General features: G+C 38.7%; 15 protein-coding genes. 12 read left to right on the top strand and 3 right to left on the bottom strand.

All coding sequences use genetic code 11. From position 1 onward, the window contains the following. Window positions 1-2: 2 nt before the first annotated feature. From DUT70_RS18350 to DUT70_RS18295, 12 genes are all read left to right on the top strand, one after another. A complete protein-coding gene (locus tag DUT70_RS18350; protein WP_113648817.1) occupies window positions 3-746 on the top strand; it encodes a fasciclin domain-containing protein in 744 nt (247 codons plus the stop codon). A gap of 12 nt (window positions 747-758) precedes the next feature. Next, window positions 759-2357 carry a DUF5008 domain-containing protein gene (locus DUT70_RS18345; protein WP_113648816.1) on the top strand — a complete coding sequence of 533 codons (1599 nt, stop codon included), beginning with the start codon at window positions 759-761 and terminating at the stop codon, window positions 2355-2357. 27 nt (window positions 2358-2384) lie between these two features. Further along, window positions 2385-4124, top strand: coding sequence for an alkaline phosphatase family protein (locus DUT70_RS18340; RefSeq protein WP_113648815.1), 1740 nt, complete (start codon window positions 2385-2387; stop codon window positions 4122-4124). 11 nt (window positions 4125-4135) lie between these two features. Then, window positions 4136-5602 (top strand): M60 family metallopeptidase, encoded by a 1467-nt coding sequence (locus tag DUT70_RS18335; RefSeq protein ID WP_162926666.1) that lies wholly within the window; start codon window positions 4136-4138, stop codon window positions 5600-5602. A gap of 10 nt (window positions 5603-5612) precedes the next feature. Continuing rightward, on the top strand, window positions 5613-7340 hold the full coding sequence (locus DUT70_RS18330; protein ID WP_113648813.1) for a LamG-like jellyroll fold domain-containing protein: 1728 nt from the start codon (window positions 5613-5615) through the stop codon (window positions 7338-7340). A 21-nt stretch (window positions 7341-7361) separates the two neighbouring features. Next, a complete protein-coding gene (locus DUT70_RS18325; protein ID WP_113648812.1) occupies window positions 7362-9296 on the top strand; it encodes an NHL repeat-containing protein in 1935 nt (644 codons plus the stop codon). 86 nt (window positions 9297-9382) lie between these two features. Then, on the top strand, window positions 9383-11320 hold the full coding sequence (locus tag DUT70_RS18320) for an FG-GAP-like repeat-containing protein (protein WP_162926665.1): 1938 nt from the start codon (window positions 9383-9385) through the stop codon (window positions 11318-11320). Window positions 11321-11430: 110 nt separating this feature from the next. After that, a complete protein-coding gene (locus DUT70_RS18315) occupies window positions 11431-12912 on the top strand; it encodes an alpha-L-fucosidase (RefSeq protein ID WP_113648810.1) in 1482 nt (493 codons plus the stop codon). Further along, window positions 12893-14827, top strand: coding sequence for a heparinase II/III domain-containing protein (locus DUT70_RS18310; RefSeq protein WP_113648809.1), 1935 nt, complete (start codon window positions 12893-12895; stop codon window positions 14825-14827). Before DUT70_RS18315 ends, DUT70_RS18310 begins: the two co-directional genes overlap by 20 nt. Window positions 14828-15277: 450 nt before the next feature. Next, the gene (locus tag DUT70_RS18305; protein WP_113648808.1) at window positions 15278-16024 is read left to right on the top strand and encodes a hypothetical protein; all 747 of its coding nucleotides are present in this window, start codon (window positions 15278-15280) and stop codon (window positions 16022-16024) included. 149 nt (window positions 16025-16173) lie between these two features. Next, window positions 16174-17205 carry a sensor histidine kinase gene (locus tag DUT70_RS18300; RefSeq protein WP_113648807.1) on the top strand — a complete coding sequence of 344 codons (1032 nt, stop codon included), beginning with the start codon at window positions 16174-16176 and terminating at the stop codon, window positions 17203-17205. Continuing rightward, the gene (locus DUT70_RS18295; protein ID WP_113648806.1) at window positions 17202-17969 is read left to right on the top strand and encodes a LytR/AlgR family response regulator transcription factor; all 768 of its coding nucleotides are present in this window, start codon (window positions 17202-17204) and stop codon (window positions 17967-17969) included. Before DUT70_RS18300 ends, DUT70_RS18295 begins: the two co-directional genes overlap by 4 nt. A gap of 212 nt (window positions 17970-18181) precedes the next feature. On the opposite strand, the gene DUT70_RS18290 is transcribed toward DUT70_RS18295, so the two are convergent. The 3 genes from DUT70_RS18290 to DUT70_RS18280 all read right to left on the bottom strand — a co-directional run bounded on the left by DUT70_RS18290 (window position 18182) and on the right by DUT70_RS18280 (window position 23784). After that, on the bottom strand, window positions 18182-19582 hold the full coding sequence (locus tag DUT70_RS18290) for an argonaute/piwi family protein (RefSeq protein WP_113648805.1): 1401 nt from the start codon (window positions 19580-19582) through the stop codon (window positions 18182-18184). A 1-nt stretch (window position 19583) separates the two neighbouring features. Beyond that, the gene (locus DUT70_RS18285) at window positions 19584-21317 is read right to left on the bottom strand and encodes an SIR2 family protein (protein WP_113648804.1); all 1734 of its coding nucleotides are present in this window, start codon (window positions 21315-21317) and stop codon (window positions 19584-19586) included. Window positions 21318-21537: 220 nt separating this feature from the next. Beyond that, a complete protein-coding gene (locus DUT70_RS18280; RefSeq protein ID WP_113648803.1) occupies window positions 21538-23784 on the bottom strand; it encodes a hypothetical protein in 2247 nt (748 codons plus the stop codon). Window positions 23785-24072: the final 288 nt, after the last annotated feature.

Genomic DNA, 24072 nt, shown 5'->3' with positions numbered 1-24072 from the left:
AAATGAAAACAACTATAAATATGAGTTTTACTGGAAAACTAGGTGCCGGTTTGTTATTGCTAATGATGGCAATAATCACCATCACTTCTTGTAAAAAAGATTATTATAAAGACACGGGTTTGGCTAAAGCCACTTTCGATGGAACAATATTGCAATACTTGGAATCTAAGCCTTTGCATTTTGATACGCTGGCTAAAATTATAAAGCTGGCAGGTATGGAGAATACCTTCAATAATGAAGAGATTACCTTTTTTGCACCTCCAGATCCTACTATACAGGTATCTATCAGGGAGCTTAACCAGCGTTTGCTTTCCATAGGTAGAGATACGGTAAGTAAATTGGAAGATATTAAGCCCCAGGCTTGGAAAATACTACTTTCATCGTACATTTTTAAAGGAACAAACCGCCTGAAAGATTACAAACAGGTAGATACCTTGGCTTTGGATACCTATGCTGGACAAGGCTATTTAGCTTACAGTAATGTGCCGTACAACATTGGTGTAGTATATAACGACGCCAAAAATGATAACATCGTGATCAAGTACGCAGGCTATCGCCAACTCATGATCTCTTACATCCCCGATTGGACAAATCCAAAAAAGTATTGGATAAATGCCCTGGTTTCTTCGTCAGATATCAATCCTAAAAATGGAATTGTACATGCGTTAAAAATAGAACGCCACGCATTTGGTTTTAACACTGGAATATTTTCCGAGATAGCACTACAATTTGGCATTGGCAATTAATAAGAAATAGACATGAAAAAATTTAAAGATATAAAGCATCCAGTTCGTTTTTTCTTCGTGTTAATGCTAGCAGTAGTTTGTTTTACAGCCTGTGAAAAAACCGAACCGTTGCCAGAAGACCCATACTCAGGTGGAAAAGAAGCGTTAGGCATTAGATTTTTAACTACTCCTGCGGTAACAGAGGGAAATAGTATGACTTTTAGCGCTACTGGTTTAGTTCCTTATAAAGATAAGCTACGTTTACTCATCAACAACGTACCAGCAACAATTACATCAGTAACCACCAATTCTGTAACCGTTACTATACCAGATAATTTGAGTTCAGGGCCAGCGGTGATCATTGTAGATGAGCAGATCTTTTTTGGTCCAATGGTGAACATTGCTGGTAAAACAGAAGTAGATGCCACTTTTTCAAGTTTAGGCGCAAACAGCATGATTAGTCAAATCTTGCCGTTGCCAAACGGTAATTTAATGATGGTGGGAAGTTTTACTAATTATGCACAGGCCGCTTCAGAAAAACAGCCCATTAACGGTATCGTGTTAACAAACCAAAATGGAACTTACCTAAATACCTTAAATTCAAAAAAAGGTGCAAATAGTTTTATCACCTCTATTGCTCGTTTAAGTAACGGTCAATTGATGATTGGTGGATCGTTTTCTAGTTTTAATAATAGAAAAGGAATAAGCGGGATCACCAGATTAAACGCCGATGGTTCGCTAGATACTACACGTGTGGAAGTGGTGAATTTGACGCCACTGATTCCTGCCAATAGCTATGATACTGTTGCCAGATTTAACGGAGGAATTAATGGCACGGCCAGTAAGCTGTTCATCTATAACAATCAAATTATTGTACAGGGTAATTTCAACAATTATGCAGAGCATTTCTATGAAAGATCCACCCGAGATAGAAAAGTAGTAGGTTATACTAAAATAAATAACGTGCTGCGGATGAGTTTGGAAGGGAAAATGGACTCTACATACAATTTCGATAAGGCTGCTGGTATAGCTTTGGAAGCTGGTAACGGAAGTGTCTATGATTGTGCAATACAGCCCGATGGCAAACTGATTATGGTAGGTAGCTTTACGCGGTATCAGGCTCAAACAGCTAACTATATTTTAAGGCTAGATAATAATGGAAGAGTAGATCCATCCTTTACCGCCTCAGCTAACGGACCCATTTTTAGTGTGAAATATAATGCTACCAATGGAAAATATATGTTAGCGGGTTCATTTACTACCTATAATGGTACGCCAGTAAATGGCTTAGTGCGCACCAACGCTGATGGAAGCATTGATCCTTCATTTACAGCACTTGGCATGGCAAGTGGATACCCAACTTTTGCGGCACAACTTTCTGGTGGCAAAATCATTGTGTCGGGAAGTTTTGCGAGTTATAACAATATCATCAGGCAGGGCTTTATGATCCTGAACGCCGATGGAACCTTAGCCCAAGGTTACAACAATACAGGCAGATTTATTGGTTCAATTTCCGACATCTATGAGAAAACAAATAGCCTCGGTTATCCAACTGTAATCATCGCTGGGTTTATCACCACGTTCGATGCCAAACCTGTCAACAACATCGTTAGGATAGTCCTTAAACCATAAATTATTTACCTCCTGATTAAAATAGAAATGGAAAGAACACAAAAAAATAACACCAATAAATGCGGCATATGGTATGGTATCCTGTTTATTTTGGCAGGATGTGGCCTATCGGCTTGTAATAAAGATTTTGAAGGTAAACGTGATTTTGCCAAAACCAAAGATACTGTTCTGGAGGTCCGAACCTCAAAAATATTGTATATAATTATCGACGGCGCCAGAGGTAAATCTATAGAAACCAGTTTAGCACCCAACCTAACCAAAATCAAGGCAAATGCCAATTATGCCTACGAATCGGTAAGTGATGACAGTGGTTTAGATGCAACCACTTGGACAGACATGCTTACGGGCGTAAATAAAGCAAAGCATGGGGTAACTACCGCCGATTTTGCAGGGAAGCAGCTAACAAACTATCCTATGTTCTTTAAACGAATTAAGGATAATCTTACATTTCGTACAGCCGCTTTTTGTGCCTCAGCACGTTTAAGCCAAAACTTAGTCAGCAATGCCGATGTAAACCAATCTTTTAATGATGATGATTTGGCGGTGAAAGCGGCAACCGTGGATGAGTTGAAAAGGGACGATGCCGCTGTGGTGTTGACAGAGTTTAACAGCGTAGATAAAGCAGGAGCACAATATGGCTACGACAATTCGGTGGCACAATACCAAAGCGCTATTCTTAAGATAGATGGTTACATAGGTGAAATCATGGCGCAGCTAAAGAGTCGTAAGAATTACGCTAATGAAAACTGGTTAGTCATCATCGCTTCTAACCAAGGGGGCGCTTACCCTATTAATCCAGCAGATAATGATGGCACCCTTTTTAGCAGACCATTGCTTAACAGCTACGTGATGTTCTACAACCCCGCCTTTAATACAAGTGTTTACGAGAAACCAAATACAAGTGCCATCCCTTACAATGGTAATTATATTAAATTAAATGGTACTGCTTTGAGAGGAACTTTGAGTGCTGCTGATGCTTCGATTTTTAACTTTGGTACTGGTGCCACAGCGCCAGAGTACACGGTAGAATTAAAATTGAAAGTACATGCATTTGGAACCTTAAATGCTCCTATATTTTCTAAAAGTAGCAGCCCCGCAAATAGTTCAACAGGATGGTGGATTATACATAATGGCTCTAATGGTACATGGCGCTTCGCTGGTTTATCTGCAACGACTATTACCAGTGCTTCAGCTCCACTACTTACGGTTGGCAAATGGTACACCATCGGATTTAAAATATATAATGAAAGCGCTAAAAGATGGGTTGTACTTTATCAAGATGGCGAGAAGATTTCCAATCCAGTAGATATTACCACTAGAAATGTAGATAATGCTGTGCCGCTTATTGCGGGACAAATAGACGGTTACGGAAATACAGCAACACAAAGCATTACCGATATACGCTTATTTAAAGCAGCGGTTCCAGATAATATCATTAAAGAATACGCTTGCCAGGTAAATGTACCCACCACACACCCTTATTACAGCTCCTTAATTGGTTATTGGCCAGCAACCGATGGCGTTGGGGTTTCTTTTAAAGATAAAATATCAGGCACCAGAAATTTCGCTATCGGAGGAAGCCCGGTGTGGGAATCTTTTGAAGATGCAGATGCAAAATTTTGTATTCCATTTTCACCCGAAATATATGGTAGACTGCCAAGAGGGGTAGATATTCCCAGGTATATCTATTCATGGTTGAGGATCAAAACAGATAACTATGGGCTCGACGGAAAAGTTTGGTTGCCAGTTTATAACATCACCCAATAATAATGACGAATATGAAAAAGTATAATTTTAGCATCACGGCCATTTTACTGGTAGTTTTATGTCTAGCGGCATGTAAAAAGAAATACGGATATTCTTTTGAAGACGGGTATAATCCAAATGGTGTTCCAGATACCCTGAAAAAAGTGATATTGGATACCTCAATCTATAAAATAGACCGTTCGCAGTTTAATGCGGCCAGGGTATTTCCTGGTCTTGTGGGCATTGAAGAACCGCGTTTGAAAGGGATAGAAGTTACCCTAAACCTAGATTACGTAGTCAGTAACAACGACCTTTTAAGAGTTTCTGTCCCACCAGGCGGCTATTTTAGCACGGGTATGTATGCGCCTGCTGGAGAACTAATAGAGATTGTAGTGCCTTTAGGTGTTTACGGATTAACGGCTCAAATTGGTGCATGGACAGATAATTTAACTGGCAAAGATCCTTTAAGTAGGGCTCCGATCATTTATAGCCGCCAAGAATTGTTCCCAGGTAAAAATATGTTACGTAATTTATATGGTGGCCATGTGTGGATCATTCCTCCTCGTCCGTTAGGTAAAAAAGTAACTTTTCAATTTACAGGAGTAGTCAAATCGCCAGATTTTGTACTGGGCGAAACGACTAACGCAGCGTGGAAGCAGATGATTGCCAACACCAAAGTTCCTTGGTTCGAATTAAGAGGTAAACGCATTATTTTCACCCTGCCTGTAAATAAATTAGCCGATTTTCCTATCGATGATCCACAATTGCTTATGGAAACTTGGGACAAACAAGTGGAAGATGGGATCTGGAAATGGTACGGTTTATCTCCTGATGCGGTTGACGTAAGAGATAGAAATGCCATGTTGCCTTGGCGCATTGTTCATGATATACAGCCTTCGGTTGGTGCGCAGCATAGTGGTTACCCTGTAGTGGCTACCGCAAACGACAACTATTTTAAGCAGGCCGTTACCCAAAGCCAAGTGATTGGATTTAACTGGGGTACTTACCATGAAATTGGGCACAATATGCAAATGGGCTCCACTTGGAATTTTGAGGGTAATGGCGAAGTAACCTGCAACTTGTTCAGCTTAAAAGTAGCCAAGCAAAATGGCTTTAAACATAGCAATTATAAAAGAATGCTTGATGCTGGTTTGGCATTTGTAAATGCTGCTCCTCCTGCGGCACCAGCACGTAAAGAATTTTCGGCCAATACCACAAGTTTAGATGCAAGATTAGGCATGTATATCCAAATTTTTGAAAGATATGGGTACGGCTTTATGACCTATTTGGTCACCGAAGCAAGACATGCACGTTTTGGGGCCAATAACAACCAAGACAAAGTGGATTTTTTCTACGAAAAACTATCCACCTATACGCAAACAGATATGGAACCCTTCCTCACAAAATGGGGAATATGGGTAAGTACAGTTTCTAAGGCTAAAATATCAGCGCAATACCCTTTGTTAACAGAGCAAGTTTGGCTTTCAAATCCAATCTAATTTAAATAAGATGAAGACATTAAAAAATACTAGACAAATGGTGAACAAAGGGTTTTTACTCTTGATGCTTTGCTTTGCTTTTTTGGGATGTAAAAAATATTTCGATCCACCAGATGTATTTGAGGAACAAACCATCGTCAATGTCAAAAGAAAAAAAGTTTTGCTTATTGGCCTTGATGGGATAACGGGAGCTGATTTAAAAACTATTGCCCCGCCAAAAATTCAGGAAATATTAACCAAAAGTAAATACAGTTATGACGGCTGGACAGATATGCCCGTTAGTGATGCTGGTAGTTGGAAAAATATCATGACTGGTGTAAGCATAGGCACCCACGGCGTAGCTGATAGTTCTTTCGATGCCTCGTCTACCGTCATCGGTGGCGAGCATGATGCAAGGGCAGTATATCCTACGTTTATAGAAAGGCTACAAGGTAGTGGTAAAATTAGGTATTCAGCCGCAATTACTACTTGGCAAAAACTATCTCAAAAGTTATTTATCTATTCAGATTTTCCAATTGTAGTGGCAAATGATGCGTTGGTAAAAGATTCTACGCTGAAAAAAATAGCAGAACCCAATATGGATTTGGTCATCGCTAATTTTAATGGCGCAAACAAAGTTGGTTTAGCTGCAGGTTTTGATGCTAATGTACCCGAATACAAAAACGCGGTACTACAATTAGATACCTACATTGGCGAATTGCTAGCGGGTATTAAAGCAAGGCCTACCTATGCCAAGGAAGATTGGCTAGTGGTCATCACTTCCACCCATGGTGGCGATGGAAAATCCTTTACATCAGGCAGCAAACGTACACGGAATATATTTACCATTTACCATCAACCAAATTTTGTGGGCAAAGAGTTACCTGCGCAGCCTGTGGTAGATGGGGTAACGACCTCTTCCAAAAATGTATTGGCAAGTCTTTCGGCAGCAAATTCTGCTGCTTATGGCTTAGGCACTACAGGCGATTTTACTATACAATTCAAAGTGAATCTAAAAGCTGTTCCCAGCGGATCTAACCATGCTACCATTCTTTCAAAAATTAATGCAGCGTATGGTAATGCTACCGGTTGGGAATTTATGTACGAAGCATCTACCAAATATTTCCGTGTAATTTTAGGCAGCGGCAGCTCTGCAACATTAAAGTTTTTAGTAGGCACCCAAGTAACCGATGTTAACAAATGGTACAGCTTGGCATTAAGGGTACATACCGAAGGCGGTAAGCGTTACGCACAACTTTTTCAAGATGGAAAGGCAGTTAAAGAACCAACAGATATTACGGGTTTTGCGATGGGCACTGCCTCCGATTTGGTAATTGGTACCATTGCATCTTCATTAGGAACATGCACGCAAAACGTAAATCAACTGGCCATTTACAATACAGCAATTTCACCTCAAGCTATTCAAAACTTTGTTTGTCAAGAGCAAATTCCCGATACAGATCCTTACTTCAATAATTTGATTGGTTACTGGCCAGGAAACGATGCGCAAGGAACTGTGCTTAAAAACTATGCTCCAAATGTTACAGGTAAAGATTTAACAATTACCGCAACGAGTGGGACAAACTTCGCTTGGGCTCCTTTAGCCGCATGGACATGCACGCCTGGCAAGCTTTACCTTACCCACAATTCAGATATTTCACAACAGCTTTACTATTGGTTTGGTGTTAATATCGAAGCCAAATGGGTAACCAATGGTAAGGTTTGGTTATCAGATTTTGAATCTGAGTTTATAAAATAAGATCGTATTAAAGATTGCAACATGAAAGCATCAAACATCAAACTATTTAAATACGTAATTCCTGTATTAACAATTGTCACCATTTTCGCCTGTAGCAAGTTAGAAAATGATGCCCTTAATACCGACGAAAATTTACCAAGTACATCGTTAAATATTAAGGTAATTAACACAAAAAATAATTTGCCAGAGCCAGGAGTAAAGGTTTTCGTTGGACGAAAAATTAGTGCTCAGGAACAATATCAAATTGTAGATACCATTAGGACTAATGCTAGTGGCGAGTTTAAGTATGATGCCCGATATCCAAATCAGTATAGGATATTTTTAGACACCACTTTTTATACAGCCGATACGGTTAATCTTGCGATAGGTACCGCAACACCAAATAGTATCGTGCTACGTACAAATCCAAAATTTGGCATGTCGCCTGTAGAAATTAATGTAATAGATAGTGCTGCCTTGCAACCTATCTCAAATTTTAACATAACTGTAAGCTACAGAGCTGGTGGAAAGAATGATTTTACCCTAGTGGGTACAGAAAAAACAGATGCATCAGGTAAAATTTTGATGTCCTTGCCATGGCCATCTACCGTAAAGGCAAAAGTAGCAGATGCAGATGTTTACAAAGCAGATTCGGCTTTTGTGCAACATAAAGATGATATAGGAACAGCGGTCACGCTAAAAATATCGACGTTAGTCGGCTTAGATGTTAATGTATTCGATTACCTAGATAATCAATATGTTCAAGGCGCTGATGTTAAATTTAGCATCAAAAAACAAGGGGAGAGTGCTTTTACCCTGCTCGATACCAAGACCGTTTCTGCAGCGGGTAAGGCGAGTATTTTTGTCGCTTTCCCATCAGAGGTGAAAGTTGAAATCACTGGCCTTAAATTTTTTAAGGATACGGTATTCAATGTCAATGTACCTAAATATGCTACCCATACCTTAAGTGCACCATTATATTTAAAACCGCCAGCTTATAATGAGCCTGTCATGACCAACTTGCGAGTAACTACACTTGCCTTAAACAATGGAATTACCCTTGCTGATCCGCAAGATGTCACTACGGATAGAAAAGGTAATATTTACATCACAGATGGCAATACTCACAGAATTATTAAGGTTGATGCCAATGGAAATACTACTGTGTTGGCTGGTAGTGGCACCGCGGGAAAAACTGATGGACCGGGAGCTACGGCAACTTTTGCCTTTCCTTATGGCATTAAAGTAGCTAACAACGGTTCCATTTATGTGGCTAACGATAATGGTTCTGCCAGCACTGCTTTTCATGCCATACGCCGATTAGATATTGCGCCAAATGGAGCGGCAACGGTAACTACTATTGCAGGTTCTGGTACCTCTGGTGCTGCAGATGGTATAGGTACATCGGCTACATTTAACCGACCAGCAGGTTTGGCCATAGATAAAGCAAACAGATACCTCTATACCGCTGAGTGGGGTGGTGCAAGAATAAGAAGGATAGACTTAACGAATAATCAGGTAAGTTTAATTGCTACTACTGGATCCAATCCTTGGGGAGTGGCATTAGATGAAAATAACCAAAACCTCTATGTAACTGCTTGGAATGGGAATGCTATCAGTAAAATCAATTTAGCAAACAATAGCGTTACGGCTATTAGGACCGGAGCTACAACCAATTTCAAATCTCCAAGAGGTATCTATGTGAGCTCGCAAGGTAAAATTGTGGTGTCTAATTTTGATAATCCTGGCGCTGGTCAAGGTCATTACCTGTCTATGGTAAACGCACTTAACGAAACAGGTACCTCAACCTTTAGTTTGGTAGCTGGAGCAACTGCTAATGGCGATGTTTTGGGAGCGGCAAGCTCGGCAAGATTTAATGGCCCAATTGGTATTTGGTATGATAGGTACACGGGCAATTGGTATGTAGCAGATGTTGGCAATAAGAAAATTAAGGTCATCAGGTCTAGCGATATTTAAATTAACCTCCAATGCATGGGTTGCGCAAGCAATCCATGCTATTGAAAAAAAACAATCAACTAACTTTTAAACTTAAACCAAAAAGGATGAGAAAATTCTACAACTTAAAAAAACAATCCTTAACTAATGGCGTCGCGATATTGCTTGGGATGGGGGTATTTGCACTAACTGATGTAAAGGCTCAAAAAACATATAACCGTGTAGACTCAACGTCAATTTCAGGTGGAATATTAAATAACGTTAGAGCACAAAAGATGATTTTTGGCTCTATCGATGCAGTTAATAATGGTAAAGATCAGGATTTGTTAATATTCAAAGTAGGTAACGAAACAACAAGCGCTGCGCTTACTTTTACTGGGATTGAGTTGTATAAAAACAATGGTACTGGGACTTATACTTTAAATGCCTCTGCATTTGATGCTTTAAAAAGAGGAAATGGAGCATGGAGTAAAACCGACGGTAACATTGTAACTAATGGACTTAACAGCAGCGATGTTAAAACAACTATGCTGTACGCTCGAGACGGAAGTGGTAATTATGTCAAAGTAGTTAACCCTGTTAATGGTACAAGTGAATTTCCAGGTACGACTGGTTTTGTAGGCTTTATTGATTACAATGGTGATGGCAAAGACGATATATTTTTGGTTGATAATGATACTGGTGCAAGCTTTCTGTATCAAAATTTAGGTTCAAACCAATATACGTTGTTGGTTAATCCAGTAGATGGAACTAGCAACTTCCCAGTAATGATTCTAAACAGTTATCAGGTAACTGGCGTAGTAGTTGGCGATTATAATAAAGACGGCAAACAAGATATTGCTGTTGCCGCAAAAATTGGAACCGGTGCTAATGATACCTATACTTCTATTTATAAAAACAATGGTAATGGTACTTTTTCTAAAGTTTCAATTACTTTAGATGGTACACCAAATGCTAATTTTACAGGCATGGGGAATGGTAGTATTGATTTTGGAGATTTAGACGGAGATGGTTTCGCAACAGATATAGCAGTTCAAGGTAATACAAGCGGCAATACTAACACAACTTCTAGGATGATCAAAGTATATAAACAAGATCCAAGTAATCCAGATGTTTATACAACGGTGTTAACCTACGGAAATGGTAGTACAGGTCAAACTAATCATCAAGGAGGTAAAAGGTATGGTCAAGTAATATTTGGTGATTTAACTGGCTCGGGCTTTAAAAAAGATTTGATTACTACAGGGCAAACGGCTACTGGATATGTAACTACAGAGGTACTTATCTGCAAAGGAGCGCCCTACACTGATTTCACTGTTTATTCTAGATACGGCAACAATCCTTCTGTTTATACCATTAATACTACGGCATTTGCCAGTTTTATTTGGGATTATGCTTCAAACTCAAATTATCGTTTCTTCGCCTTTGGTGATATAGATGGAGATGGTAGGAAAGATGATGTGGCGAAGTTTGGTATCCCTGCTAATGCAGGTTCGGCAAGTATTGCCGCTTTGTATACGTATAATGACACTCCGCTACCAGTAAACTTTATCAGTTTTGCTGCTAAGTCTACTACTAGTGGTGTGCAATTAAGCTGGAAAGTCGCTTCAGAGACTGATCATAAGCAATATATCGTAAGTCGCAGTAGTAACGGAACAGACTTTACCCTGGTAGCTAAAACTACAGGATATAGCTTGGTTGATAAAAACGCAATTGCGGGTACTTATTACTACAAATTAGAGCAAGAAGATTTAGATGGAAAAATTAACCATTTAGATACAAAAGTGGTAAAAGTTGGTTTAAATGATAACAAGTTGAGCGTTTATCCCAACCCAACTAAAGGGACGGCAACGGTAGCTTTGGCTACTGGCGCTTACACTGGCTATACGGTAGTAGGTGTACAGGGTAATACCGTTGCCTCTGGAAAAATTGGCAGCACTGACAATACAATTGACATCAACCTAGCATCGGTAGCAGCAGGTACCTACATCATTAAATTAACTGGTGCAAGCGGTAACATAGCAACAAGAGTTATAAAACTATAATGACGATTGTAGAGGATGTGCGAAAGTACATCCTTTATAATTGATACAATTTTGATCATAAAGCAATTTATTTCATAAGAATTGCTAAAATTGATTTATCTCACACACAAATGAAAAAACTAAAAGCAATCCTAAGCTCGGTGTTAATTGGCGTAGCAAGTTTAACCCTTAATGCGCAATCTTCGACACTCAAAACAGATACCATACCTTTAAAATATGGCGCCCACAGAACGGGTAACAGAACCGATGCCGAAATGGAACGTTGGCGAAGTTATGGCCTAGGTCAGTTTATCCATTGGGGCGTGTATGCCATACCAGGAGGTCAATGGGCTGGCAAAACCTATGGCGGCGCAGCCGAATGGATCCGTTCTTGGAGCAAAGCTACCGCACCAGAAAATTGGACCAATACCTACGATAACTTCTACAAACAATTCAATCCTACCAGTTTTGATGCGAAAGCTTGGGCAAAGCAAGCTAAACAAATGGGCGCAAAATATGTGATATTTACCACTAAACATCATGATGGTTTCTGTCTTTGGCCAAGTAAATACACTGATTACACCATTAAAAATAGCCCTTATAAAAAAGATATTGTAAAAGAGGTAGTAGATGCTTATAACGCTGAAGGCATAGATGTTTACTTATATTTTTCGATTATTGATTGGAACCACAAAGGTTACAGAAGTGCTGCGCCAAAAACTGCGGAAGAAATTGCAAGCTATGAAACATTCAAAAAATTTACACGTAACCAATTGCTCGAGCTACTCAAAAATTACCCAACCGTAAAAGGTTTGTGGTTTGACGGTTCATGGGATCAAGCTTGGATTAAAGAAGCAGCTTATACTGATGAGTTGGAAAAAGAATTGCGTAAGGTACATCCAGGTTTAATTATTGGCAGCCGCTTTAGGGCCGATGAAAACGGTAAACGCCACTTTGATTCAAACGGTAAAATGATGGGCGATTATGAACAGGGTTGGGAACGTAAATTACCAGCCAGTATAGAAGTGCTAAAAGGTCGTGACTGGGATTGCGTAATGACCATTCCGCCAAACCAATGGGGCTATAACGCCGATTGGAAGTCGTCGTACATTAAAACAGATGACGATTTGATACAAATGCTATTGCACTCGGTATCCTTAAATGGTAACTTGGTCATCAATTTTGGTCCAGATGGAAAAGGAGCTATCCGTCCCGAAGAAGGTGCAATTGCCGCTGGCATTGGCGAATGGATGCAGCAAAATGCTGAAGCCATTTACGGTGCCAAATATGCAGGTCTGCCTAAACCAGAATACGGCTATTACACCCTAAAAGGAAATCAGCTTTATTTAACGGTTTTTAACCGACCAGTAAATAATCAATTGCGTTTGGCAATTCCTCAATCCTATGGAAAAGGGATACAAAAAGCGTATTTTTTGGTGGGTGGCCAAGCACTAAAGATTAAAAAAACCAATATAGGAATAGATAGGGATAGCAACACGTATTTTGATGTTACCTTGCCTGCAGATTTTAAAACAGAGAAGCCTTTTGTGGTTGTGTTGGATTTAGGTGAAAGTAACGGAAACAATAAAAATTATGGCGATGCGAAGACCTAAGTTGTTAATAGGCTTGTCAATTGTTCTTTTTTTGGGCATAGCATTTAAAAGTGATGCTCAAGAAAAAAACTATATCACAAAGAAGTTTAACGAAAGATACCACCAAGCAGCATTTGACAAGGATGTTGCGCAATGGCGTATGAACGAATTGACTGATTTGCGCCGTAAAATCAACAGCTTATCCGCTGCGCAAAAAGCCTATTACATTAATTTAGCTAACAAGGCCAACGAATATGATTGGCCCAGCATTACCGCAGCTTTATATTTAGATTATAAGCACAAAGGCCAACGTGTAGCTTTCGAGAATTTACACAACAAACGTCAAGAGATGATTTCACTTTTAGCCATAGGGGCAATCATTTCTGATGATGACACTTATATTCCCCAATTGGTAAACGGGCTATGGCTTTTGCTCGAAGAAAGCACTTGGGTGGCTCCAGCGCACATTGTTGTACAAAAACAGGGCGCTGATTTACCCGCCGTATCCACTTCTTATATCGATTTACATGCTTCCCGAACAGGTTATCGGGTGGCATTAATTCAGTTTCTTTTAAAAGATAAACTAGAGAAATATTCCAGGGTTGTCAACCAAAGAATAGCTGCCGAACTAGACAAGAGAATCATCCAACCTTATTTAACCAATGATAAGTTTTTTTGGATGGGTTTAAATGGCGGAATTGTTAATAATTGGAATGCCTTTAATAATGCTAATTGTTTCAATGCCCTCATTTATTCGCAAGTATCGGCGGATACACTCCAGCAATTGGCCCAAAAAATTATCCTAAGTTCCGATGCCTTTTTAAATCATTATCCTGCTGATGGAGGTTGTGATGAAGGTCCGTCTTATTGGGATATGGCAGGCGGTCGTTTAATTAATTTATTAGATCAGCTAAAGGCCATTTCAGCAAATCAAATTGATTTTGCAGAGAACCAATTGTTGCATAACATGGGTAGCTACACCTATAAAATGCACATTAGCGATAAATTTTATACCAATTTTGCTGATGCTCACGCCATTTATACGCAAAATCCAGTAAGTATATTTCAATACGGATTAATGTTTAACGACGAGAAGTTGAAGGAGTATGCTGCTTTCGTGTTTGAGCAACGCCGTCAGGAATGGGGCAACGATATCGTTGATTTCGTAGAGCTTTTGAAGGTTCATCAAAAACTGATTGCCACCCCAGCAAAAGCACCCTATCCTAAACGCACATCACTCCCTAATTTGCAAGTTTTTACGGGTCGTCAGCAAGAAGGTTCCGACAAAGGATTATTTTTCGCCATCAAGGGCGGACATAATAACGAAAGTCATAATCACAATGATATTGGGAATTTTATTGTTTATGTAGATGGAAATCCATTATTGATTGATGTTGGGGTTGGTACCTATACAGCTAAAACATTCAGCAAACAACGTTACGAAATTTGGAATGTGCAATCCAATTGGCATAACTGTCCAACCATTAACGGGTTTGAGCAAAAAGACGGCAGGAAATATGCCGCTTCAAAACTAAATGAAATCCATCAGGATAATTTAGAGCAAATATCAATGGATCTCTCAAAAGCTTACCCTACAGAAGCTGCAATAAACTACTGGAATAGGGAAATGATATTGAATAGGTCAAAAAAGCAAATTAGCGTAACGGACCAATTTGAATTGAATAAAACCGTAAAGAATAATGAGCTTAACTACATTGCCGTCATCAAGCCAACCATAACCACAGGGAAATTAAATTTCGGCAACAAGGCAACTTTGCAATTTGACGCTTCCAAATTCGATGTCGTCATCAATCCAAAAATGATGGATGATGATAGACTGATAAAGGCTTGGGGAAATCAAATTTATCAAATAAAACTGGTGGCTAAAAAGAAACTCCTAAAAGACAACTACCAAATCACGATCAAACAATATTAAAAATTGACTCGCAGAAAGGTGGCATGGCCGCTATCTGCCTTGGTAATTAATGAAATTCCTGATCACAGGCAATCTAGGCAATCTTCGGTCTTTTCTAGAGTGGTCAGTTCATATCCAAAAGGTTATTTATGGGCCATCGTCCCTTCTAGCGCAAGCATTAGCATAGTGGTGCTTGGGTTTGAAAAATTGCTTAATGTTAAATTGTTAGTATAGGCCCAAGCAGAAGGTTGCGCCAGAGAGGGGCTACTTTTCTAATCAGGTGCGATGATGTGCACTTAGTACGGTCATTAAAAGAGTGTATGGTGTGATACTGTTTTTTCCTTTACAGTTACATTGCTCAATCTTCTTTTTCCTTAGTTCAATTGATTTTTTCCTGCGTTTATTGTTTTTGTGTTGAACCAGGAATGCTGATAACATAGTTTTGATTCATCAAACTATAAAATTGAAAAGATGAATAAAGAACTTACCTTTCTCAGAACATTTGCTGTAGCTACGGCCATTGGTGTAACAATATTGACCACTTCAGCATTTAAAAAAATAGGCAACCAGCGTTTTACGGAAATCGATGTTGAACGCATCAACATTGTAGAAAATGACGGCACCGTAAAAATGGTGATTACCAATGTAGCGCGTTTTCCGAACGGCACAGATCAGATTAACCATAAACCTACCAATGCCGACCGTAAAAAGCGTTCGGGAATGTTGTTCTTTAACGAGGATGGCATTGAAGCTGGTGGCTTTATCTACGATGGAAAGAAAACCGCAAATGGGCATGCTGCCGGGCTTTCGCTTACTTACGACCAGTACGATGGTGATCAGGTGATGCAGTTGCTTACCCAAGATGTGGCACAAGGTGACCAACGGTTTGTGAGTAGTACTCTGGCATTCAACGACCGCCCAAGTAAAGAATCGCAGCTGAAAACAATGGAAATTATGAAGGAGCTGGAAGAACTTCGTAAAAAAGATCCAAAACTGATGCAGGAAAAATACAAATGGTATGAAAATCAAGGCTTAGTTGGGGGTGTTCCTCGTGTAATGCTAGGAAAGTCTAGAAACCAGAACAACGGACTGTTTCTTTTCGATGATAAGGGAATGCCGAAAGCGATGTTCTATGTAGACAAAGCAAACAAAGCAAAGCTCGATTTTTTCGACGATAAAGGTAATACCATTGCTTCTTTTCCAGAGCAGAAAAATTAAAAATAGCAGTCACCTCATTCCATCGGTCCTCGTCCTGAATTTATTTTACAGCGTAGCTTCCGCTTAGACCACAGGTTAGGCGGTTGCCAGGCTGAAATAGTGCTATTTTTTACCGTGCTATTTTTTGTAAATTGCAGGTGCATATCTCAATGAAAAAACTCGTTAGCAAAATATCTCAAAACCGCTACTTTCTGCTTTTTATTTTGCTGTTTGCTTATGTACAGTCTATTTATACACGTATTGCGGTAAGACAGCAAATTAACATTTACACCTTTACGCCAGAGGCCGCTTTAGCCCAGCTGATTGGTGCAGGTATCTTGTTTTTGATTATTGTTTTCTTTATCCGAAAATGGCAAAAAGGGGGTGTGTTTAATACCCTGTCGATGCTGAAGGTTTTTGTTGCTTCTGTGCTCGTATTCGTGCTTTCAATGCAATTGATCGGCTTACTTATTGCGCTGGCTTTTGATCATGTAGAACGAAATTTCAATTCGCACACTTTGGCAATTTCGCTGTTTTCACATTTGTTAGATGGCATTATTTACGGGAGCTTTTTTTTAACCTATTACTATTATCATAACAATAAAGTATACCAACAAAAGCTGCTTGTTTATAACGAAGCCTTAGCTGAAAGTAAAATCAGCCAACTCAAAACACAGCTCAATCCACATTTTTTGTTCAACAACCTCAATGTATTGGATCAACTGATTGAGGAGGACAAGCAGAAAGCCTCTGATTTTCTAAATGAATTTGCTGAAATCTATCGGTATGTACTGCATTCTACCGACAAAGAATTGGTAACTATTGCCCAGGAAATTGATTTTGCCCAGCAATACTTCAACCTTATTCAGCATAAATATGGGAATGCGTACCAATTAACTGTCGAATCTGAAAATGAAAGTGGTTTTATCGTTCCGCTTACCTTGCAACTGTTAATAGAAAATGCGGTTCAGCATAATTTGGGAACGGACGAAAATCCAGTTTTTATTAAAATCACCATAGGCAAGAACATTACTGTGGTAAACAATATCAATTTAAAGCGAAATAAAAAGGCAACCTCTGGGCGGGCATTGAAAAATCTGAAGGAGCAATATCAGTTATTGTCGGATATACCTATTGAAATTCATCAAGATGATACGGCATTCTCGCTACACCTTCCCATCATACTCAAACAAAGCAAATGATGAAAATACTGATCATAGAAGACGAAATTCCAGCGAGAAAAAAATTGAGGCGATTGATTGAAGAACTGGATTCGCCTGTCGAAATTGTGGCTGAAACAGCTACGGTTCAGGCATCGATTGATTTCCTAAGGACTAATCAGCCCGATCTTATTTTCTCCGATATCGAATTATTGGACGGCAATGCTTTTGAGATTTACGGGCAAGTTCCAGTGAAGTGTCCAATCATTTTTACGACCGCTTATGACCAATTTTGGATGGATGCTTTTGAGGGCAATGGGATCGATTACCTCCTGAAGCCCTTTAACAAGGATCGCTTTTTAAAGGCTTGGCATAAATTTAAGATGCTTAAAAGTGCTGCTTCATCAGAGCAAGCTATGATCACTAATTTGACAAAGCTAATTAGGGAGAATTTTCCTGGTCAGTCTTGGAAAAAACGTTTTGCCATCAATACCCGCCAAGGAATTTATTTTATAGAAACTGAAAATATCCTGTTCTTTGAAGCCAATGAAGGTATGGTAGTGGCTTATGACCATAAAGGAAAAGAGCATTTGCTGAGCGAAGCTACGTTAAAGCAAATAGAGGAGCAGCTCGATCCCTCCGTATTTTTCCGTATCAACAGGAGCGAGCTTATTCACAAACCTTACATCGAAAAAATAGAACGCTACAATAAAAATACGCTTGCCATTAAATTGATAGGCTATGAAAGCTACCTTAAAACTAGCCAAAGCCAAACAGCCACGTTTAGGGATTGGATAGAAAAGTAGGAAAATGTTGTCATATATATCATTCAAATATCCCCCTTCTAGCGCAGGCATTAGCATAACGGTGCTTGGGTTTAAAAAATAATTTAATAGTTATGATAGGTAAAAGGAAAAGCTTGCGCTAGAGAGGGAATGTAGAGCTGTTATTCTCTATTAAGTATTAGATATCAAGATATATTTAACAGCTATAGCGTTGTAATTACCGATAAAAATAGTTACATAAAATACCTGAATTCATATGGTTTATTTATAAGCTTATTCATTCTTTTAATGGTAGTAGCCAGTGATTGAGCGTATCCCAATGTGACTGGCAAGCGATCGTATAAAGCATCGTGATTCCAATTCATTTTAGTCAGACCTAATATCGCTTGGCAATTTCTATTCCAACCACCATCACCAGCAAAACGTCTAATTAAAATGGGAGATGGGATGTTCTTGCCCTCCTTGAAAAAGTTCTTGTTGTTGAGCACCACATTTCCCTGTGTCCAAAGGAGCACTTCCTGCGGACCTATTTGAAAGTATGTGCCTCTGTTCAAAGGAAAGTTGTCAGCGCACTTTGTCCCTGATTTGTCAATGTAATGAATTCCTCTCCAATTGGTATCTTGAACTATTTGTAACAACTCTAAATTGATATTGCCAGGTATGGCATCGAAAGCTCCATCAATCTCACTTTTTGTAAAATGAGTGGTTTTATGAACAATCAGCCTTTCAGGCCTTCTACCGGCATGTTTTCGTTGGTATAGCTCTAGGCTTCTCGACATTAGTTTTCTCATTTCTGCCCTGGATAAGAACGGGTTTTCACCTACCCTCGTTTCGATTTCAGCCGCATCATAGGCTACAAATTCCAATCCAGTTCCATCAGCATCAAAAACCTGACTGCAACAGGTTGTAAAATCAAATTGATTGGTGTTTGGATTGAGTCTTGTGGCATAACTGAGGCCTATAAAAGCGGAGTTTTGGTCGATTGACGAGAGCTTCCAAGGTATCCCGCCCGCTTTTACATACAATGCGATGGATAGTCTCCACATCACACTACATCTACACTTATATTTTATTGCACTACTCTCCCGCAAAATCTGGCTAGCGACATTTTGCATCGCTGTTGTCGCTTTAATAAAGTCATGCAAGTCAAAGCCTGTGTTCAAATCATCAAATCCTGCAGACCAATATTCTGGCAAATAGATAACAAGGACGTCATATTCCAAAATCCGTTTAGCCATTTCTCTAATAGCGGCACTAATTGCTTCGCTTAATGAGATATAAGGCTCGACACCATCTTTAAACATATTATCTGTTCTTAAAGAGATGGAAAGGTTCTCAGGGATCAGTTCAACTTTTGTTTTGAATATGGCCTCTACTCCAGTAAATTCTTCCAAGTAGGCTGTCCGTTCTTTAGGTGTATGTACCGAATGAAGTTCGCGGACCAGATTTTCAAGTATGTTATAAGAGCCCTCTGGATAGATTGCCGCTACTCTAATTTTTCCGATGGGATTTAATTTGCTGGAATATGGATTAAAGGATTTCAGCCCTCGCAGCGGATGGATGTCTTGTGTATTTGATAAAGCTTCGAAGCTAAGTTTAGGTTCTGGTATGACTTGATATGCAGGAAATTCCATTTTAGTTTATTCTAGTGAACGCTGTGGTTCGTGAGAGTGTGAAAGAAGCGTTAACGCCTCCGATTGGTCTTTGGTACGCAGTAATAGTTATTTCTTTATTTGTTCCAAATAGGACATCTAGCCAACTGTTTAAAATAGTGTCATATTTTTGATTGTACCACTTAGCCATAAATTCTTTTACAAATGGAGCGACCAGCTTACTTTCCGAACGCTCCGATGCTTTGGATGCTATGACAGTTGGTGTAAGTACAAGCAAAGGTTTGGACAATACATATTGAATATTTACTTCCAATGCGATAACCCAAGTTAGCTTTGATCTAGGTACGGTACCAGATATAGTTGTCAATGTTGATTTAAGAGAATCAAAAATAGGGTCGGATAGCTTTTTGGGGTCTGGAAAAATAAAATGACGATTACGACGCTTCGATGATCTAAGAGGTTTATTGTCTATAAGTGCCTTCTGCAAGCATGCTGTAATCAATCCTTTCATTGCGGAGTCATCATACATCAGATCCTTTTCGGTTATCTGGAATAGTCCGGTATCATAGTCTCCGTAGTCTTTAAAAGTATTTTTAAAATCTTCATCGGGCCCAAAGCCTACAACCCCACTCTGTTTTCTAATCGCCAATATTTTGCTGCCACTTTTTAAGATGTTTTCCGTAACCTCTTTAGTATTTCCAGCATTACACTTGTATAACCTCGCAGTTGCTGGATATTCTAAAATAGGAATTGCGTTCAGTCTGAGTAATGGGTATTTTTTACCGACGTCTGGTAGTGGTTGGTTATTTATTCTATGGTAATGTTGGTTAAGGTTCTCGAAATCCTCATGTGAAATATTATCAAAACCCTTGATGATATCTGCCCAAGCTGTATCGAAGGTTTCTATTTCAATAATTTCAGCTTGCTTTCCGTGCTTTTTTGCCGCATCTATCAGCGATTGAACTTCTGGCAACGGTTGGCTTCCCGATCTTATAAACCAAAAAAGACCGTTCGAAAAGGAGTTGGTTTTTATTAAAGATTCCTGTAGGATATCTATAATCGACTTATCTCTGCCGCTGTATCCCATTACGCAAAGCCCGTTGGTATCTAGGGAGATTGATAGAATATCTCTCAGTTTTTTGTCTTGGCTTTGAAGTTCTTCCGTAGTGTTTTTAATTTTGTCTGAAAAATAATCACCGTGAAGTTTAACGATAAGTGGACGCTTTCCGTTTTGAAAAAACTTAATGCCATTATCGCCGCCATCTAAATCTGCCGCATACCAACTTTCTAGTTTTTGAAAATTGGAACTTGCAACATTTTCGAATGCCTTATCAAAATTCGTGGTGAATATTAAATTGATGTAGCTATTTTTCATTAATATACCTATGACCTTATGGCCATAGGTCAGCTGCATTCCCGAAGTCTGTTTAGCGATATAGTCGCTCCTATCTCTGGGAGATGAAAATGCTCGTTCAAAATAATACGAGTATTCTTCGGGACTATCAAAAGCAGGACAATTTCCTTGGGAATCAAAATAGTTTTGGATCTGTTCCCTGATTCCTTTGTCAGTTAGATTGCTAAATAAATGCAAAGGATAAGATTGTTCAGCACAATATATTCTTCTTTTGAAGTCCCAAGTAAGATCGTATGCCGAGGGAACTCCAGCAGACACCGAACTCCCAGCCCCGAAGAGCCATCCTAAGCTGCTTGCCCTTAAGGGATAAAATTTGACGAATTCTGATAATGATATTGCCAATGAGAATGTTATTAGATGGTTAAACTTGTTTTAATTCTGCAATTTAACATAGAATAGACTAAACTAAAAAATATTCGACCTGTAATTTATTTTCCACATTATTAATCACTTTAGATAAGAGAAATCGAAGATGTTGATGTTGCATGAATCATAAATATTCTTGCGGCCAGTTTTGAGTAAAATCGCTGCAAGTTTGTGTCTAAACCTATAATGGGTTAGTCTATTCCTCTTTAAATGTGACATCGCCAGCATCATTTGCAACTCCACGATTACGGAATTCGGAAAATTGCGATAAAGCAAGCATTTTGATATTCTTGGCCCATCGTATCTCAATAGGTGTTCCAATATATAGTAATGCCGATTTTCTCAGATTAGGATATATGTCTTCAGCTTCCAATTCATTTCTTAGGTCGTCATTTAGGTTGAGATCTATTACGGATGCATAAATATGTAGTTCTTCATCTATTTCTGTCAAACTATATTTTTGAAGCTGATCTTGGGCAATCTGTTTACAAACTAATGCGGGAAGATGTCGTTTTTCAAGAACAAAAAATGTTGGATTCATCATAGCTCTATTGAAGTTGTCAAATGTTATGATTTCCAAAGATTTGTATTGAGTTGCCGTTAACCCATCTATTTTTTCATAGTTTATTTGGTAATTTAATTCAATACCAAAATTGACGATGACAAATTTTTTGGGGTCTAGAGCTAGGCGGTCTAAAGCCTTAAAAAGGTCTGGAGTCTTTAATAGGAATCTTTCAGTATACTTCAAATGGAATGTTTCTGAGACAGACATACTGATGCGATTGGCTTGTTCTGCCGCCAGAAATGTATCATAGTTAGTATGGTGTACGTCTTGGTTATCAGAGAAAGCACTCTTTTCGGAAACCATATTGATACTAGGAACAAACCAGCTTTTGTATTCTTCCTCAATCTCAGAGTTTAGTTTTGATTTGTACTCATTGATTACTTTCGATAATATGTTCTTGGTCCCATCAATAAAGGATTGTCTTTTGGCATCAGATATTGGCTGGTTTAGCTCTGTGTTGTCGTATGCTTGGGAAACTTCTTGTTTTAAGTTCTCAATAAAATCTTGAGGTGAGGTTTTGCCTTCGTCAATAAACCACTGGCTGTTTATATAGCCAAATCCAACATCGTTTAGTAATGCCCCATCATTTAGAATGTTTTCGATCAATGTTTTAAAATGGTCAAGGTTCTCAATCCATAGCCTTTTTTCGTTCTGTTTTTCTGGTATGAAAGGGTATCTTAATGGTTCCATGAATGAAAGATACGGGATGATACTGTACTGTCGAATGAACAATAGTGCGGCATATTTACATATCCAGAATTTGACTGCATTCTCACCTTGAATACCTTCTACTTCTGGAAAATAGTATCGGTTATTGATGAAGGGAAAGTTATAGTCATAAGGATCTCTAAACTTAAAATAAAGCTGGAACACCTCATTCATCCATAGTGGTAAGAGATCATAAGATGGGGGTAAACTTGTGGTATATTCGAATATTCTCTTTAGACATTTGTGGCGGCCTCTGTACATAAGTAGTCCCCCTAATGCATAATTGAATTCCAGAAAGCGTGATCGTTCTTCTTCTCTATCATCTACTTCTTGTGCGTTCTGAACTACAAACTGCTCATTCATCCTTACATGGTTCGGATGGATAGAACTTAGTTCATACATAAAATACTGGTGGGCTACACTCCAGTAATGCATTACCATGTCATCTCTATCGTGTTTGACTGCCAATACCAAGCCGTGCCATAGCCAGCCGAAAGTGTCTTCGTGGATTTTAGCTCTTTCATGTTCTCCTAGATACCATACACCTCCTATAGTTCTGTGTTCCAGATAGATGAAGCGTTCATCTCTTGAATAGATAAGCTCTTGAATAATCTTGTGGACCGCTTGATAATAAGCATTTGGATATTGAACCTGAATGCCAGAATTTAAGACACGAATGTTCCGAAAGTTTTTGTAGATGAATTCCGAAGCAGTTTTTGCTGTTACGGTGTCCTGTTTTTTTATAGATAAGTTAAGAATATCTGAAGTTGCCTGAAAATAAATGTGGTCCTCATTATCCTTCTGTTGATTAAAATATTGGAGAACTTGATTGGTAGAATAATAGATTATTATCTTTTTTACAAAAAAGAGAAACACTATAATCAATACAGTTGTAGAAATGATAAAGGCAGAAATAAACATATTTGTGAAGCATATATTTGTTGTGATTGCCAAATAAGGTACGTTAAGGACTATATATACCAGTACACAGAAAAGCGAGGTGAAAAGCATTAGTCTAAACAGCTTCCATTCAATTTCTTCTTTGAAGAGGTTTACAATAACCAATGAGCCATATTTTTCATCAAGCCTTGATACTACTTCGAGTAATATTGGATAGGCAACACCAACAAGAGCGGCGATAAATGTGATGCATATTTCAGGTATTCCCATAAAGTAATATTTATTTAGTTTATAGCCATATCAATATTGATTTTCTTTAATAAAATTCATTTCTAATATAAAAAAATAAACAGCAAATAAATTAACCGACGTTATCTCATAGACTTTTAATCTTTGCCTGTCTTAACATTTAGTAAGATAGGATTTTTAAGCAAAGTGGATGAAACCATAAACTATCAAATCCTAAATCTGTACACTTTTCAGGACAATTTTCCCTCTCTAAAATTAATTTTTAAAACATGCTAACTTGCTGATTAGATGTTTTTTGTGTAGTTTTTA

The sequence above is a fragment of the Pedobacter chitinilyticus genome, assembly GCF_003313385.1.
Taxonomy (GTDB): Bacteria; Bacteroidota; Bacteroidia; order Sphingobacteriales; family Sphingobacteriaceae; genus Pedobacter; species Pedobacter chitinilyticus.
The sequence above is the reverse complement of the archived record's forward strand: the minus strand, read 5'-3'. Positions and strand labels throughout refer to the sequence as shown.

Coding starts and splice junctions, on each gene's coding strand:
- DUT70_RS18350 (WP_113648817.1), top strand. CDS start 3: ATGAAAACAACTATAAATATGAGTTTTACTGGAAAACTAGGTGCCGGT.
- DUT70_RS18345 (WP_113648816.1), top strand. CDS start 759: ATGAAAAAATTTAAAGATATAAAGCATCCAGTTCGTTTTTTCTTCGTG.
- DUT70_RS18340 (WP_113648815.1), top strand. CDS start 2,385: ATGGAAAGAACACAAAAAAATAACACCAATAAATGCGGCATATGGTAT.
- DUT70_RS18335 (WP_162926666.1), top strand. CDS start 4,136: ATGAAAAAGTATAATTTTAGCATCACGGCCATTTTACTGGTAGTTTTA.
- DUT70_RS18330 (WP_113648813.1), top strand. CDS start 5,613: ATGAAGACATTAAAAAATACTAGACAAATGGTGAACAAAGGGTTTTTA.
- DUT70_RS18325 (WP_113648812.1), top strand. CDS start 7,362: ATGAAAGCATCAAACATCAAACTATTTAAATACGTAATTCCTGTATTA.
- DUT70_RS18320 (WP_162926665.1), top strand. CDS start 9,383: ATGAGAAAATTCTACAACTTAAAAAAACAATCCTTAACTAATGGCGTC.
- DUT70_RS18315 (WP_113648810.1), top strand. CDS start 11,431: ATGAAAAAACTAAAAGCAATCCTAAGCTCGGTGTTAATTGGCGTAGCA.
- DUT70_RS18310 (WP_113648809.1), top strand. CDS start 12,893: ATGGCGATGCGAAGACCTAAGTTGTTAATAGGCTTGTCAATTGTTCTT.
- DUT70_RS18305 (WP_113648808.1), top strand. CDS start 15,278: ATGAATAAAGAACTTACCTTTCTCAGAACATTTGCTGTAGCTACGGCC.
- DUT70_RS18300 (WP_113648807.1), top strand. CDS start 16,174: ATGAAAAAACTCGTTAGCAAAATATCTCAAAACCGCTACTTTCTGCTT.
- DUT70_RS18295 (WP_113648806.1), top strand. CDS start 17,202: ATGATGAAAATACTGATCATAGAAGACGAAATTCCAGCGAGAAAAAAA.
- DUT70_RS18290 (WP_113648805.1), bottom strand. CDS start 19,582: ATGGAATTTCCTGCATATCAAGTCATACCAGAACCTAAACTTAGCTTC.
- DUT70_RS18280 (WP_113648803.1), bottom strand. CDS start 23,784: ATGGGAATACCTGAAATATGCATCACATTTATCGCCGCTCTTGTTGGT.